The organism is Bartonella sp. HY406, from assembly GCF_025449315.1.
Classification (GTDB): domain Bacteria; phylum Pseudomonadota; class Alphaproteobacteria; order Rhizobiales; family Rhizobiaceae; genus HY038.
In genome coordinates this window covers 875,120-891,901 of sequence record NZ_CP104893.1, presented here as the reverse complement: position 1 = coordinate 891,901, position 16,782 = coordinate 875,120, and the positions used below count along the sequence as shown (strand labels likewise).

Below are 16,782 nucleotides of genomic sequence, written 5' to 3'. Positions count from 1 at the left end.
AAAATTATAAAACAATTCTAGATTAAGCAATAACAATAAAGTTTAAAATTAACATCATTGTATAAATTGATAAGTTAATTGCTCTTTCAATCCATATCACTTGTCTTTTCAATAAAAGTGAAACCAAAGCTTTTAAAAAATGAAAAAACAACCTCATATAAGTTTAATTAATATTGCCTTATAAACCCCAGCAAATGAAAATTATCGATAAGATCAGGAATGATAAAATGACAATTGTGTTTTCTACAGATATACACAGTTTTGAATAATTAATTCTGCTAACAGTCAAAAAATAAAATAGGGCAATGCAATGAAACATATCAAAATTATAACAACAGGCGGCACGATTGCGTCCACCAAAAATAAAAATTCTGATGGTGTCGTTGCTGGAATAAAAGGCAATAATCTTATTGCAACGATTAAAGACCGATTACCAAATATCCGACTAACAGTTGACGATTTTTGTACAATGGATAGTGCGGCATTCACTTTGCCCCTCGCCTTCTCGCTAGCCAAGCAAATTAACGAAACCTTGCAACAGGCTGATTGTGACGGAGTTGTTGTAACTCATGGCACCGACACAATGGAAGAAAGCGCTTTTTTAAGCGATCTTATTGTACAGTCAAATAAGCCAGTCATTTTTACTGGTGCACAGCGCAATGCTAGCGAAAGTGATAGTGATGGACCACGTAATATTGTCGAAGCAATTATTGCCGCTCAAAGTGATGAAACACAAAATCTTGGGACATTAATTGCCTTTGAGCATGATTTGCATGCCGCACGCGAAGTGAGCAAAACCCATACCTATCGCGTTGATAGTTTTCGCTCAAGCAGCTTTGGTAAAATCGGCTCTATTGAATTTGGCAAGGTGAGCATATGGCGTAAACCCCTGATGCGCCGCCCTATCGCAACAACAAGAATTGAAGATAATATTGGTTTTATGAAACTAGCCATGGGTGTCAGCCCAGATTACCTAACCTTTTCAGCAAGCCAAGGTGTAAAAGGTATTGTACTTGAAGCCTTTGGCCTTGGCAATGCGCCTGATGGATTTGCGGCAGCAATCAAGGTCTTAACTGACAAAAAAATTCCGGTTATCATATCCTCTCGTTGTATTGAAGGGCGCACAATGCCCATTTACGGCGGAGATAGTGGTGGCGTCTCACTCGCTAAAGCAGGTGCGATTTTTTCAGGCTCTTTATCAGGTGTAAAATCACGCATTGCACTTGCATGCTTGATAGGTGCAGGTGCCACATATGCGACTATTCAACATTATTTTGACGCGCAATAGACTTTGAGATACTTTAAAACACTCAAGAACAACGGTAAGCTCATGGGATTTTTAGAAGCAAATTATATAACATTCATCAAAAAATATGCCAATTTTTCTGGTCGTGCTTCACGGGCTGAATTTTGGTGGTTTCGTCTTAGTTATTTGATACTCTCAAGGATATTAATATGGGGAATACCAAAACTAGTAGAAACAAGTTTAGGACCAGTGTTATTCTCCACCCTGATACGTTTTTATGCCTTCTGTATTACTCTTGATCTCATACTTGTTATACCATTCTTGGCAGTAACATCTCGCCGCTTGCACGATAGAAATATGTCTGGATTATGGTCGATCATTATTATCATCCAAGCAAGCTTACCCTATTACGAACTATTTGCGGAACCAGATCCACTTACATACAAAATGTTAAAAGGATTATTTGCCATAGCAATGATTATTTTACACGTTATATTGATGTTTACAGGCACTATGGGTAGCAATAAATATGGTCCAGATCCATTAAGACCAAATACGAATGCTGATATATTTGCGTAACATAATTTTATGAAAGCTAACAAATAAGTTTTCGCATTGGATGCCTCGCCATAATCGTTACAAAACGATAATATAGCATCGAATCAATAAAAACTTTTTGCCACATTGTGAAAGAGTTCAAATTGCAATAAAGATTACGCATTTCAATTTAACCTTGAAATGCTTGTTAAAGTATAAGGAACCCGCTTATGAGCGATGAAAAGACAAAAGAAACAAAAGACGAAAATGCAGCTAAGCCGCTTGCAGGACGTATGGAAGAAAATCTATTTCGCTCACGCTTCGTTTTCATCATCGGCGGAATTGATGACAAAATGGCCAAGAATGTTGTGGCGCAGCTTATCGGGCTTGCGCAGGAATCTTCAGATCCTATCTATGTCGTTGTGTCCTCACCAGGTGGCCATGTAGAATCTGGCGATCTTATTCATGATATGGTTAAATTTATTCCAGCCCCAGTTACCATGATTGGTTCAGGCTGGGTTGCAAGTGCTGGTACCCATATTTTCTTAGCTGTTCCAAAAGAACGTCGTTTGTGCCTTGAAAATACGCGTTTTCTTATACATGAGCCATCAGGCGGCATTGGCGGCTCAGCAACCGATGTAGAAATTCAAGCTCGTGAAATTTTACGTATGCGCGAGCGTTTGGCTAAAATCATCTCACGCGAAACTGGACAACCAGTTGAACGGGTGCGCGCTGATATTGACCGCGACCATTGGATGACTGTGGAAGAAGCTATGGAATATGGCATTGTTTCGCGCGCCATTAGCACAATGTCAGATCTTGGGGCAGATCTTGGGGCAGCTCCTAGCAGCAGCCAAAAATAAGTCTCTAAATTTTGTTATATTTTTAAACCTGCTATGTGCTTTGCATCTAGCAGGTTTTTTTATTGGTGCATGTGCAACATTAAATATAAATACGGGCTACCAGCATTTAAAATGGTTTTCACAAAGCGACTAATTTTGTATTGCCGTCATAAAAAAGACAAATATTCAGTGGGTTAACCTATAGAGATAACCTGCTTAAATTAATTTAACTAGCATATAGTGGCTTGATGTGCGAAACTAAATGAGATGCGTTGTAACTGGAGTACCTGTCATGGAATTTAATAGAATCCGCAACATTGCAGAAAAAATTCTATCAGCCGGATGGACCAGATTATCCTGCTTTGATTTTGAGTTCCAACGCCGCAGCGGTGAATGGAGCGAACAAAAACGTGAGGTTTATTGCCGTGGTCCCGCGAGTGCCATTGTCCCCTATGATCCTATCAGGCAAACTGTTCTATTGACCCGTCAGCTGCGTTTTCCAGCCTTTTTGAATGGCGAAAACCCAATGATGTTGGAAGCTTGCGCTGGCATTATTGATGAAGGGGAAACGCCGGAAATAGCCATTATGCGTGAAGGCGAAGAAGAACTAGGCTATCGTTTCCATCAACTCACCCGAATTGGACGTGGCTTTTCTAGCCCAGGCTACTCATCAGAAGAATTATATCTTTTTATTGCTACCTATGATGCAGGCGACCGCATTGGTGCAGGCGGCGGCCTTTATAGTGAAGGCGAAGACATTGAAGTGGTAGAAATGCCATTAGAAAAAGCTTTAACCATGGTTGAAAATGAAGAAATTATCGATTTAAAAACAATCCTACTTTTGAATTTATGTAAACAAAAGTTTTGTTAGTCGCTTTTTCTCTTGCGGGCTTGAATAAAATATGTAGTATCGAACAGATGAAAACAATTGATCGCGCCATTTTCAGAAATAAAAGCTTTGCTGCCAAGCAAGGGCTTTGCGCGACTGCATATTTCAGCAGCTTTTCTTTAGTAAGCATTACAAATGCACTTCTACTCGGCCTTATTAGCGGTTGTCGGGTTCGCTGAGAGGCGCCCGGCAGCCGATTTATGCCAAAACGGCAAAATGCCTCTTTTTCCATTATTTTCTGTTTTAACATTAGTTCGTAATGAAGAGTGATATTATGACTTATACTGCTGCAAAAAAAGGCATGGTCAATGCTGACCAAAAATATCAAGCATATCCACAAGTTGGTTTAAAGGACCGTACTTGGCCTGACAAAACAATTGAACATGCTCCTATTTGGTGTTCGGTTGATTTGCGCGATGGCAATCAGGCTTTGATTGACCCAATGGGGCAAGATCGCAAAGAACGTATGTTCCGTTTGCTCGTAGATATGGGTTTTACTGAAATTGAAGTAGGTTTTCCATCAGCCTCGCAAACTGATTTTGAGTTTGCCCGCTGGTGTATTGAGCACGGCAACATGCCAGACTATCTCAGCATGCAAGTCTTAGTGCAATGCCGACCAGAATTAATCACCCGTACCTTTGAAGCCTTGGAAGGTGCCAATCATCCGATTGTGCATTTTTATAACTCAACTAGTGAGTTGCAACGCCGCGTTGTTTTTGGCAAAGATGTTGCTGGCATCAAGCAAATTGCGACCGATGCTGCAAAAATGATTAGCGACATGGCGGCAAAAGCTGGCAATGACTTCCAATTCCAATATTCGCCAGAAAGCTTTACTGGCACAGAACTTGAAGTTGCACTAGAAATATCCAATGCTGTTATTGAAATCATTAATCCGACACCGGAAAAGAAAATGATTTTGAACTTGCCATCAACGGTTGAGATGTCTTCGCCCAATATTTATGCTGACCAGATTGAATGGATGTGCCGAAATATCGATCGCCGAGACAGTGTCATTATTTCATTGCATCCCCATAATGATCGCGGTTGCGGTATTGCAGCTGCAGAACTTGGCTTGATGGCTGGCGCAGACCGCGTTGAAGGCACTTTGTTTGGTAATGGTGAACGTACTGGCAATGTGGATATTGTTACCCTTGCCTTAAATATGTTTACTCAAGGCGTTGACCCAATGCTTGACTGCTCTAACATTGAGCGCATGAAGGAAGTTTACGAATATTCCAACCAATTGCGTATTCCTGAACGCCACCCTTATGTTGGGGAATTGGTTTACACCGCCTTTTCTGGCTCGCATCAAGATGCCATTAATAAAGGCATGAAAACAATAAAATCAGCCAATTCGCCGATCTGGGAAGTGCCTTATTTGCCAATTGATCCGCAAGATGTTGGCCGCTCTTATGAAGCAATTATCCGCATCAACTCACAATCGGGCAAAGGTGGTATTGCTTATATTCTAAATCAAGATTACGGTTTAAACTTGCCACGCAAATTACAAGTGGAATTCCGTGATGTTATTCAAAGAATTACGGATATTGAGGGTAAAGAGCTTCAATCACAACGTATTTATGATGAGTTTATTAAGACCTATACCTCAGGTGAAAATGCGCGCTTTGGATATATTGACCATGAAAGCCGCCCAGATCCGGTTGATCGCAACCGCCGCATTGTAACGGCTGATATAACCGATAATGGCGTTGTAAAAAGCATCGAAGGCAAAGGCAATGGTGTTGTTGATGGCTTTATCAATGCGCTATCCAACTATATTGGTAAGAAGCTTTCGGTTATTGATTATTCTGAGCATTCCATGCAGCAAGGCTCTGATGCAACCGCCATTTGCTATATGGAGATTGCCTATCCTGATGGTCATGTCTTTGGTGTTGCCATTGATGACAATATTACAAGTGCCTCACTAGCAGCCATTTTAGCCGCTGCAAACCGCATTGCATAGCTTCAACATATAACGTACAAATATCATATGCCCATTTAAGTCTTTAGATTTAAATGGGCATATTTTTATTAAAGCGTTTTCCGAAAAGTGTGAAGCGGTGTTCGGACAAAAACCGCGGTGTAAACAATGAATTAGAGCGCTGATCTGATTCAATCAGATCGAAATGCGCTCTAGGAAAAAAACAAAAGGCTTTAATTTTTGGTTTCAGTAGTATGAAACTTGTTTTCACGTAGTGTGCCAAATAGACGCAATTTTTCAAGATGCTCCCGTTGCACTTTATAAAACTCTGTAAGAAACAGACGTTCTTGCCCAGGTTGCAATATTTCTTGAAAATTAATTTTTTGCATAATGGTCTTTGCCACCAATTTTATCTGACTATCCATTTGCGATAAATTACCATCGCGCAAAATCGCTTCTAATGTTTGCAATTCATGGCGACCATAAATGTCTAATTGCTCGGGTAAAAAGCTAAATATAGAGCTTTTACCTTTTAAACCACCACTGCTTACTACAAGATCAGGCATTAAAACCGACGTCGGATTTTCAACGACCAATGTTCCTGCAATAATATCCCCTAACCTTTGACGGCGGCGATTAGACAATGGCACAATAACAATAATAGCAGTCCAAACTAATGTGAGAATTTTGCCCCAGACTGGTAAATGCCCAATATTAAGCATTAATATTACTGGCGTAAAAATCTCGACTTCTTTCATGAGATTTCGGGCGGTGATTTGGTGCGGTGTTAAACGTCGTCCATTGATATTGATAACCCTAATTTTTGAAAATCTTTTGCCTAAAGTTCGACCATTCCAAATAAGTTCTGAAAAAATATAATAGGGCGTGCGTATTAAAAAAGCAGTCAAGGTTATCAAAGTAGATGCTGCCGTCCAACCAATGACATCGGTTAGAATTAAAACCCAAAACATGATAAAGATTAAAACATACGTCAATAATAAATCAATAGCTTGGGCGCCAAAACGGCTACCTATTGTTGCAATGGTAAAATGGATGGGGACACCCTCAGGTGGTACAAATTTCCAAAGACGAGGATTAATTCGCTCTTTTTTACTCATCTCCTACTACCGCCTTTTATAGGCTTTTTGCGCCCGCTTAATAATAACCAAGTAAACCAAAAGCCCCCCATTCCCCAACCAATTAATAATCGCAATTCTGCAGACTGGACCGTCTGACGCATAAATCCTTCTAAAAAGGCAGCAACTATGAGCATGATAGCTGCAAGAATAACTAACTTTACCGCATCACGTGATTGATGCTTTAATGCATCTTTGCGCGTACGCAATCCCGGTAATAAAACTGCTAATCCCAAGCGCGCACCGCCAGCACAAGCAATTGCTATCGCAGCAAGTTCCGTAACGCCGTGAATAGAAAGCCAAGCAAAAATATCATAGCCTACTCCCTTTTGCACATGCATGCCAAAAAACGCACCAAGGATTAAACCATTATAAAATGTCAGCAAAAAACTTGGAACAGCTAAAAAAATACCTAATGCAAATATGAATATTGCAATTTGAGTATTATGAGAGAACAAATCTGCAGCAAAATCGGTTAACTTATCAACAAAATTTTCTTTATCGCTATAAATAGATTTAAGAAGCTGCTCTGCACTAGCTTCTGGCGTTCTATCGTCAAAGATGCTGGATGGAACCAAGCTATAAAACCAAGATGTGTCTTGATTAAAAAGCTGGAAACCAACCACCGCTCCCAATATAAGCGCCAAAAAGCCAACAAATAAAGGCAAGGCTGAACGCCTTACGGCTTGGGGAATACCAGAAACAAAAAGCCGACTGATAACACCTCGCAAGCTTTCTTGCGGTGCATAGACCACAAGGTAAGCACGAGAACAAAGACTTTCCAAATACTCAATCAAAGCTAAATCAAGAGAAATGTCACGCGCAACACTTAAAGAATTAACAGCTTGGCGATAGGTGTCGCTAAGTTCATTGGTTTCTTGATAGCTAAAGCTTGAAATACCATTTTTTTCAGCACGCTTTATCAATTCATCAAGCCGCAGCCAATATTTTTCACGCTCCAAGCGAAAGCGCGATGAACGCAAATTACCCTGCTCCGTGACAATAATTGCATCATCGCGGTTAACATTGCTTGAAAAAGTGAATTCATGACCGTAATTAGTCTCACTCATATCATTCCCCGCAATTTAATATCGATATAGCGTGATATCAAGTTAGTCGTCAGCAATTCAGGCGCACTATCAAGACACAACACCCCCATCCTATTTAACTTTTCCAAAACTGCGCGCCGTTCTTCAATAATATTATGAGCCGACACTGCTCGCGCAATCGGCTCTAATCCTAAAACCTCTGGCTTCGTCATTTTATCAAGAATCGGGTCCTTCATTGCTACATAAACAACCAGATGCTGACGGGTCAAAACCTGCATATTTTCAATCATTAATTCAGCAGTTATCGTATCAACAAAATCGGAAAAAATAATCACTAATGAGCGCTTTTTTAACTTTGTTGCCAATTGTGTGAGACCAAGGGTATGATTAGTTTCCTGTGTTTCATATTGCATTTGAGCACATGTTTTTTGAATGCGACTGAAGGCACTGCGCCCAGGAGCTGGCGGAATAAAAATACGCGGTCTGCTATCAAAACTATAAAATCCAACATTATCCCCCGCAATGCCCGATGCCCAACACATCGCCAAAGCTGAGTTTATAGCACAATCAAGCTTGGAAACAGTTGCCAACTGCTCGGCCATTAAGCGCCCACTATCGATGCATAAGACGATCTGATGATTTCGTTCAATCCGCGTTTCGCGTACAATGAGACTTCTCGTTCGTGCCGAACGTTTCCAATCAATACTACGAGGATCCATGCCCGCACTAAATTCACGCAACTGGTGAAATTCACTACCATCACCACGTGTTTTCATATCCTTTTGTCCACCGGCTAAAGGATAGATTTGGGTATAGATTGCCCCTGACAAAACAGGAGAAATATCAAGAACAATATCTATTGTCTTATTGATTGGAAAGGAAATAAGAAACTCCAGCAAAGACAATTTTGACGACCACTTCAACCAAAGAGCAGGTATTTTAAACTCGCCACGTTTGGTAGGCAAAAGCTTGGCGCGCGATGCCGTTTCCTTTGCTCCTTGTTCATAAGCAAGGTTAAATTCTGGCTTACCAACCAGCACCAATGGCAGATCAAGGCGCATAACCAGATCCTTGGGCAACACATCTTTTTGCACAAAAATTTGCGCAACTAGCTCAATATCTTGCCCAACAAATCCCTGTTTAGGTAAATCTGCAATTAAACCAATACGCTTTGGTGGTAGCGATACCAACGCATCTATAACCAAAACACCCATTAAGACTGCCCAGAAAAAAGGTAAAAGCCAGCTAAGACTTGAAAACCAAAAGGCAACGATAATAGTTGCAACAGTAAGACCTAAAACAAGGGTGATGAGGTGAATTGAAGGGCGCATCTATCGGGGGGCATCCACACGGTTAATAATATTGGTTAGAACATCTTCGGCTGCTTTCCCGTCAATTTCTGCCGCAGGTGAAAGCACAATACGATGGCGAAGCGCTGGAATAAACAAAGCTTGTACATCATCTGGAATTGCATAATTGCGTCCTTCAAATGCCGCACGGACACGAACAGCCGACGCAATAGCATCGGCGGCACGGGTTGACGCGCCATATAATATATCACCATCCGAGCGCGTAGCACGAACAAGGTCAACAATATAAACAAGAATGGTCTCATCCAACCGAATATTATCAAGAAGGGCATAAGCGCTTTTTATAAGATCGGCAGTAAGAATTTGTTTTAATTGTGGTTTATTGGTATCTTCATGTATAGCTTTAGAGCCATGAGCGGTTAAAATTGCAATTTCTGTTTCACGATCTGGAAAATCAACAACCAACTTGAAAAGAAAGCGGTCAAGCTGCGCTTCTGGCAGGGGATATGTTCCATGTTGCTCAATAGGATTTTGGGTAGCTAACACAAAGAAATTATCACCAAGCGAATAATCGCTACCATCAATGGTTACCACACGTTCATTCATCGCTTGCAATAATGCTGACTGTGTTTTTGGCGGTGCACGGTTAATTTCATCAGCCAAAAGAATATCTGTAAAAATAGGCCCCTTGGTCAAATGAAACTTATTGGTTTCAAAATTAAACAAATTAATACCAAGCACATCGCTTGGCATCAAATCTGGCGTAAATTGAATACGTCTATATTGCATATCCATAACACTTGAAACACAACGCGCAAGCAAGGTTTTAGCTGTCCCAGGAGGCCCTTCAACAAGGCAGTGCCCCCGTGCAAAAATTGCCGTCAACACAAGATCAATCAGCGCATCTTGCCCCTGCACATATTTGTTGATTTCATCGCGTATAGACGCAACCAAATTATGGAGTTCATCGAGATTCAAGGTCTACTCTCCTTAGTAATTCGCGAAAATCTTCTAAATTTTTGTGTAACTCGTGATGTCTCATTATTGGTCCAAGCAGCATTAAAGAACGAGCCAAGGAAGCAAATTTTTCTGCCAAAATTTTATCGTTTTGAGCGAGCCGTTGTATGAAACGATCAATCCCCGCTTGATTACCACCACTTTCGCCAAAAGCTTGTACCGCCCTATCCAACAAACTATTTTGCACAAATTGTGCGACCATTTGTCCATCATTGCCCGAGAGGCGCAGCAATCTTGCCATAGCACTTACTGCTGCTGTTTTTGATATTTCAATATTGTCATTTGCATCTTTTAATGGCGGGCCAAAACGAAAAGCGCCGCGCCATAGGCAAATGATGGTAATCATTAAAATTGCAGCCCAAATAGTCGACAACGGATATTCAAAAAGGCGAGCAAAATCGCTAGCATCGCGTTTATATGGCTGTGGCTTAACCTCTTCGTGAGCTTGATTGGGAAATAGTCTTTCATTTACATCGAGAAAAACGGACTTTGCATCTAATTCAGCCAACATATCATTGATCATATCAACAGCTATGTCTCTATTATTACCAAGTGCAAGCCCATGATTATTGAATAAATCAGGATCTGAAAGGAAGTAAGCGGAATAATCACCAGAACAATGAATTAATAATGCGCCAGCCTTTATGCCAAGCAATTCCTCACATTCATCAGGAAGAGTACCGCGGAAAAAAAACTGCGCATCATAAAGCTCAACTTTTCGCATATGGCCGCTAATTGTTTTAATATTTTCTCGCGTAAAGCTATTCAAAGAACGATCTAATCGAATATCACCATAATCAAGCGTGTCCATGACCCACTTAACATTGGGTAACAACAGTAAAAAATTATTATCAGCTTTAAGGTTTTCGCTTACTCTTTTATCCCATTTAGGCAACACAACCATTGTATCTAATTCATTAACCTTGTTTTTTAAGGTTTGCGCTAGCTTACGGCGCGCATCAGTAAAATATGGAAGCTGATAATGACCATTTAAATATGGAAATATGATTGCATCAGTTGAAAGAATACGAAAATCAAATTGCGTGTCCAAATAGGTTTTATATTTATCAAAGCTTGTTGTTTGGATATCCTTTGCTTTTAACACAAGCTCAAGCCCTTTATTTCCTAAAGCTGAAAGCTCATAAGGCTTATTGCGCCATTGTGATGTAAACAAAAATGAAGCCAATAAAAATAAAGCAATGAGAATGACTACAACGAAAATTTTACGCATTAGCCATCTTCCTTATATTTAAAAAAATTCTGGCTTTGCTGATCAACTCATCAAATTGGTCTGACGTTATTTCTTGCCCACCATAATGCACGAGTTCCGTTGTTTTCAACAAAAGCTCCAACTCATCACGTTGCGGCAATGATTGGGGAAGACGGCGAAAGATGGTTCGCTCAGTGTCAGAGCGTGCAAGCCGTGTAGAACTAAGACCAGCTCCATGCAAAAGGCACATCCGCAATAATTCTATCATCGCTAAGCGTTTGTCATCAATAGCTAAAACTCCCGATAGAATATCATTCGATGAGCTTGAAACAATATTGCTTGCATTTCCCCAATTTTCAGGTATCTCGCCTTGCGGCTTTATATCTTTAGGGGAATTATTCAACAAAACACCGGAGCCGCCAAAGCGTAGCCAAAGCAGAATAACAACAACAATAATCACCAAAACAGTAAAAACTGAAGTTGGACCGATTAAAATTGGCGTTGACGAACGGTTGCTTACTGTTCGACTTTTTTGCGCCGGTTGCGATTGTGTCTGCTGTTCTTCATGCTTTATCTCATCATGTCCATAACTTATTTTGCAATCAAATTTATATTTTTCACACTCTTCAATATATTGACGTTGATTAACTTGATTTTCAGTACTTATGCCTTGCGATGGATTAGAAGAAGTATGTGAACGGGCAACATTCTGTCCGTTGGCAATTGTGATACCAATTACCAAAACACACAAAATAAGAAAACCTAATGCCTTTTTAGTCTTTATCATTAATATTCACACGAATATGTCTTGTAAACTATATGGTCCAGTTGGATATTCACCATAATTATTGACACTTTTGGTCCCCTTCAAAATAAGTATGCCAAACAAAACAATAAGAAAAATAAGACCCGCAGCACTTGTATTTACAAGTAGCAAAATTTCTTCAATGTGATAAAAACAAATGAAACAATATTATAAAATAATATCACCACCAAAATTATGATAAATATGAGCGGCTAGAAAAATTGGCATATCTTTCAAACAACACCGCCTTTATTGCTCCCCCCCATTTATATCCCTTACATTTAAATGACAGCTATTTATAGAAAGCCAATTGGATTAAATAATATTAATTCTATACTATTGACATTATCACCAAATATTATAACTAAAACACTTATTCCATAGCGCATTTATTATCGTAAAACAGCCTATATCCATAGAAAAAACTTATTTATTCACATATATAAATATATTAATCCTACATTTTCTATCATTATCATGAGAATACACTTAGATCGACCTTTACGCGAACAGGATTTTCTCCATATTTATTAGGACCACTGTCCCCTTTTTTAATTAAAACAATAAGCAGAATAAAGGTCAATATACTAAAAGCAACTTTATAGATATTTATAAAATCGGTTACTCTATACAAATCTAAAAAATCTGGAGTGAATAGCTCGGTCAAAAACCGCATCCATATGGTTATAGCTAGTCCAACTAATATAAGGCTCCACCAACCAGAAAAATTAAGATCGTGCAAACGCCGTACAGTTATTCCAATACGGGGGAAAAATAACACAAGCAAAAATACATTATTTACTATAAACCAACCTAAACCAATGAAATTGCTATGAGCGAATTCCAACCCTGAAGCTAAGCATTGTAGGGCAAAAATAAAAATATAGCATAGTACATAAAACAACATGAACCACCAAAATTCAGACCGTGATGCACGCCCAGAAAATTTTAGATATTTTTTAAAAATTGCTGTCCTCACCGCTTGCCAAAACCCCATTAGCCTCCCCCTTTTTTAAGGCAACTCATCCCACCAGTTTTCATATTTTTTATAATAGTCGATATTTGGCAGCCCCTCTTTAATCGCGAAGTTGGATTGGTAATCAAGTTTTTTTAAAAATTTACCAAAATTTTTAGCCAAAAAATATTTTTCAAAATCTTCAATGTCCTCACCAACATCTGTTGGAGTATAAAATACCTGTCCTGTATTTGAATCAATGTAAATTGGATTTCCTCCACTATCTTGAGAAATAATAATGGCATTTACTAAAAACTGTTGACCTATAGCATCACTCTTAAAAAAATTTGTTTTTGTTTGAATAGTGAAGTGTAATTTATCAAAAGGTTTTTTAACATAAAAAAAATACCTTAAAGTTATCGGAAAATCTACGTAAATAGTCTGCTTATTTGCATATCCTCCGTTATAAGTTTTATAAAATTCATAAAACAAATCTGATCCATTAAATGTGCAATTTATTTCGTTAAAAATATCACTATCATCAACAGGAACACCACATTGCTTTAATCTGACACCGTAAAATTTTTCAATTTTCATTTTATGATCCTGTTACTTATATTTTTATCGAATATATTCATTTTAAATTTATATTTATTTTCAAGAAAATACTTCGGTATCTATTTTAACCGGCGCAGGATCAGATCCAAACCGATTAGGTCCTTTTGTCCCATTTTTAGTTAAAGTATTAAATAATAAGTAAGCACTAATAGAAAACATTATAACATTCACTGCAGAAATCCAGTGATCTTCTGGTAAATATAAAGAAGGCAGAAATGCAGAAAAAAAAAGAATGTTAAGGCGTAAATAAACAGCAACAAATAATAAAACCCACCAACCAGTCATATTTCTATCATGTAAACGCCGCACCGTTACCGACACAAAGGGGGTTATTAACATCACTCCTAAAATAAAACCGCTAAGATCGTTAAGGCTAAGCTCTGGTTTTAACCAATCTGCGCGCGCCAATGGCTCCCCCCTAATTGGTGAAGAGAACATAGATCACTCGATTTTTTTATATAGCCAAACAATGAGTAAAACAAACAGGATATACCACCAAAATTCTGCACGCGACGCACGACCAGAATAATTAAAAAGCTTTGTAACCAAGACCGTTTTAATTGCAGCAAAGGGATTCATTCATAGTTACCTTATTTCCATTCTAATAATGACATTGTTCATGCACTATAATTTAGATTTATTACAGAATAGAATAATAATAAAATTCAATATTTTCTGTGTGTTACACATAAAAACAAAATAATATATTTCCTTTAAGCTTGTAAATCCTTTACCATAAAAATCATCAACACAAATATATGTGTTTTGAATTAATTGACACTTTATTTTAGATAGATGACCTCATATTGGTCCAATCCCTTAAAATTTTAACGGTGAGATTTTAATGCTTCATAATTATAAAACACTGGGCACATTACCCAGAATACTGATTTATTGTCTCAGTATTCTGGTATTGTTGGCTGGTATTTACTTCACCATAGCCGGTAGCTACCTCCTTTTTTTAGGAAGCACCACTGGTTATTATCTTGCTCTTGGCATTGCGCTTTTAGTAAGCGGGCTATTAATGATAAAGCTTCGCCCCCTTAGCGTTTGGATATTTGTCCTTATCTTTATTGCAACCGCCATCTGGTCTTATTTAGAATCAGGCCTTAATTATTGGCAGAATTTTCCAGACCTATTCCCGCTTGGTGTTGCTTTATTTCTTGTATTGCTGGCCTATCGCCCGCTCATGCGCGCGCAGGGTCGTGTTGCAAGTAAAGGTTCTTATTTCTTTGCCTTGCTAACGCTTCTTGGCCTAAGTGCAACAATTTATGCATCTTTCAGCCCTAAAAATGTTATTTATAATACCCAAGTTGCGCCTGCCCCTGTACCTGTTACAGCAGAAAACCAGCAAAAGGATTGGAAACATTGGGGTAATGATGATTATGGTAGCCGCTTTGCTGCGCTTGACCAAATCACTCCGGAAAATGTTAACCGTTTAGAAGTTGCATGGACAGCCCATACTGGTGACATTGCCATAAGCACCGGTGCTGGCGCAGAAGACCAGAACACACCATTACAAATTGGTGAAAACCTTTATGTTTGCACACCTTATGGTAAGGTTTTAGCTTTTGACATTGATACAGGTAAAGAAAAATGGACGTTTGACCCCAAAGGTTCCGCGCCGACATGGCAACGGTGCCGTGGTCTTGCCTATTTTGAAGAAACCGATGCCAATATAGTGGCAGCAGATGAAAATGGCGATAAATGTTTACGCCGCCTATTTTTACCAACTGGTGACGCGCGTCTTATCGGCATTAATGCCGACACAGGTAAAGCCTGCGAACCATTTGGCGACAAAGGTATTGTTGATTTAAAAATTGGCATGGGCGAGGTAAAGCCTGGCTATTATCAGCAAACATCAACCCCACTTCTAGCCGGCGATCTTGTTATTGTTGGTGGCCGCGTTGCTGATAACTTCTCAACTGACGAACCACCAGGGGTTGTTCGTGCTTATTCTGTACATAATGGCAAGCTTGTTTGGGCTTGGGATCCAGGTAATCCTGAAATCACTACAGTGCCACCAGAAGGTCAAACCTATACACGCGGTACGCCAAATGTGTGGGCAGCAATGTCTTATGATCCAAAGCTTGGCCTTGTTTATTTGCCAACCGGCAATTCAACTCCTGACTTTTGGGCAGGATATCGTAATGAGCTTGATGATAAATACTCATCTTCAGTTGTAGCACTTGACGTAAAAACCGGTAAAGTGCGTTGGCATTATCAATTTGTGCATCACGACATTTGGGATTTTGATACGCCAGCCCAGCCCGTATTGCTTGATGCACCTGATGATAAGGGCAATATTGTCCCTGCCCTATTTCAAGTAACCAAGCAAGGCATGATTTTCTTACTTAACCGTGAGACTGGCGAGCCAATTTCAAAGGTTGAAGAAAAGCCTGTACCACAAGGCGTGGTTAAGGGTGAACGCTATTCGCCAACACAGCCCTATTCAGTCGGCATGCCGGCTTTTGGTAATGATACACTAACCGAAGCAGATATGTGGGGTGCCACCCCATTTGATAAGGTACTTTGCCGGATCAAATTTAAATCTTTGCGTCATGAAGGTGTATTCACACCACCTGGTCTTGATTTATCCTTGCAAATGCCAGGCTCTTTGGGCGGCATGAATTGGGGTTCAGTTTCTTATGATCCAACCCTTGGCTATGTGTTTATCAATGACATGCGCCTAGGACTTGCCAATTACCTTGTTGAGCGTAAAGACATTCCAGCCAATGCTTCAGGCATTGAAATGGGTATTGTGCCAATGGACGGCACACCGTTCGGTGCAATGCGCATGCGCTTCTTGTCACCCTTAGGTGTTCCATGCCAAAAGCCACCATTTGGTACAATGTCTGCCGTTGACTTGAAAACCCGCAAAATCATTTGGCAAGTTCCAGTTGGCACAGTGCAAGACACCGGTCCAATGAATATGGCGCTTGGTGTTCCCGTACCAATTGGTATGCCGACCCTTGGGCCATCATTATCAACCCAATCTGGTCTTGTTTTCTTTGCCGGCACACAAGATTTCTATTTACGTGCCTTTGATAGCCGTACTGGTAAAGAAGTATGGAAAGATCGTTTGCCAGTTGGTAGCCAAGGCGGACCAATGACTTATGTTTCGCCTAAAACTGGTAAGCAATATATTGTTATTACTGCTGGTGGCGCTCGCCAAAATGCCAAACGCGGCGATTATGTCATTGCCTATAAGCTAAAAGACTAAGTTTATAGCAAATACTTAACAATG

The 16,782-nt window shown here is 39.7% G+C and carries 15 protein-coding genes; 6 read left to right on the top strand and 9 right to left on the bottom strand.

The window, feature by feature from the left end; all coding sequences use genetic code 11:
• The first annotated feature begins 310 nt into the window (after window positions 1-310).
• From N6B01_RS03730 to leuA, 5 genes are all read left to right on the top strand, one after another.
• On the top strand, window positions 311-1,288 hold the full coding sequence (locus N6B01_RS03730) for an asparaginase (protein ID WP_262079991.1): 978 nt from the start codon (window positions 311-313) through the stop codon (window positions 1,286-1,288).
• A 42-nt stretch (window positions 1,289-1,330) separates the two neighbouring features.
• The gene (locus tag N6B01_RS03725; protein WP_262079990.1) at window positions 1,331-1,825 is read left to right on the top strand and encodes a DUF805 domain-containing protein; all 495 of its coding nucleotides are present in this window, start codon (window positions 1,331-1,333) and stop codon (window positions 1,823-1,825) included.
• Window positions 1,826-2,013: 188 nt separating this feature from the next.
• Complete coding sequence (locus N6B01_RS03720; RefSeq protein WP_262079989.1) at window positions 2,014-2,646, top strand: ATP-dependent Clp protease proteolytic subunit; 633 nt, start codon at window positions 2,014-2,016, stop codon at window positions 2,644-2,646.
• A gap of 271 nt (window positions 2,647-2,917) precedes the next feature.
• A complete protein-coding gene (locus N6B01_RS03715) occupies window positions 2,918-3,496 on the top strand; it encodes an NUDIX domain-containing protein (RefSeq protein WP_262079988.1) in 579 nt (192 codons plus the stop codon).
• A 292-nt stretch (window positions 3,497-3,788) separates the two neighbouring features.
• On the top strand, window positions 3,789-5,477 hold the full coding sequence (leuA, locus tag N6B01_RS03710; protein ID WP_262079986.1) for a 2-isopropylmalate synthase: 1,689 nt from the start codon (window positions 3,789-3,791) through the stop codon (window positions 5,475-5,477).
• A 191-nt stretch (window positions 5,478-5,668) separates the two neighbouring features.
• Here the strand turns inward: leuA and N6B01_RS03705 are convergent, their stop codons facing one another.
• From N6B01_RS03705 to N6B01_RS03665, 9 genes are all read right to left on the bottom strand, one after another.
• On the bottom strand, window positions 5,669-6,553 hold the full coding sequence (locus tag N6B01_RS03705) for an RDD family protein (RefSeq protein WP_262079984.1): 885 nt from the start codon (window positions 6,551-6,553) through the stop codon (window positions 5,669-5,671).
• A complete protein-coding gene (locus N6B01_RS03700) occupies window positions 6,550-7,641 on the bottom strand; it encodes a stage II sporulation protein M (protein ID WP_262079982.1) in 1,092 nt (363 codons plus the stop codon). The genes N6B01_RS03705 and N6B01_RS03700 overlap by 4 nt, the downstream gene beginning before the upstream one ends.
• The gene (locus N6B01_RS03695) at window positions 7,638-8,951 is read right to left on the bottom strand and encodes a DUF58 domain-containing protein (protein WP_262079981.1); all 1,314 of its coding nucleotides are present in this window, start codon (window positions 8,949-8,951) and stop codon (window positions 7,638-7,640) included. Before N6B01_RS03695 ends, N6B01_RS03700 begins: the two co-directional genes overlap by 4 nt.
• A complete protein-coding gene (locus N6B01_RS03690; RefSeq protein WP_262079980.1) occupies window positions 8,952-9,908 on the bottom strand; it encodes an AAA family ATPase in 957 nt (318 codons plus the stop codon). It lies immediately after the preceding gene.
• Window positions 9,895-11,178, bottom strand: coding sequence for a hypothetical protein (locus N6B01_RS03685; RefSeq protein WP_262079979.1), 1,284 nt, complete (start codon window positions 11,176-11,178; stop codon window positions 9,895-9,897). The genes N6B01_RS03690 and N6B01_RS03685 overlap by 14 nt, the downstream gene beginning before the upstream one ends.
• Entirely contained in the window at window positions 11,171-11,944 is a 774-nt protein-coding gene (locus tag N6B01_RS03680; protein WP_262079978.1) for a hypothetical protein, read from the bottom strand. Before N6B01_RS03680 ends, N6B01_RS03685 begins: the two co-directional genes overlap by 8 nt.
• A gap of 493 nt (window positions 11,945-12,437) precedes the next feature.
• Complete coding sequence (locus tag N6B01_RS03675) at window positions 12,438-12,959, bottom strand: DUF805 domain-containing protein (protein ID WP_262079977.1); 522 nt, start codon at window positions 12,957-12,959, stop codon at window positions 12,438-12,440.
• Between the two features lie 15 nt (window positions 12,960-12,974).
• Window positions 12,975-13,514, bottom strand: coding sequence for an SMI1/KNR4 family protein (locus tag N6B01_RS03670; RefSeq protein ID WP_262079976.1), 540 nt, complete (start codon window positions 13,512-13,514; stop codon window positions 12,975-12,977).
• 60 nt (window positions 13,515-13,574) lie between these two features.
• The gene (locus N6B01_RS03665) at window positions 13,575-13,943 is read right to left on the bottom strand and encodes a DUF805 domain-containing protein (protein ID WP_262079975.1); all 369 of its coding nucleotides are present in this window, start codon (window positions 13,941-13,943) and stop codon (window positions 13,575-13,577) included.
• A 436-nt stretch (window positions 13,944-14,379) separates the two neighbouring features.
• Here N6B01_RS03665 and N6B01_RS03660 point away from each other — a divergent pair, with 436 nt between their 5' ends.
• Entirely contained in the window at window positions 14,380-16,758 is a 2,379-nt protein-coding gene (locus N6B01_RS03660; protein WP_262079974.1) for a membrane-bound PQQ-dependent dehydrogenase, glucose/quinate/shikimate family, read from the top strand.
• Window positions 16,759-16,782: the final 24 nt, after the last annotated feature.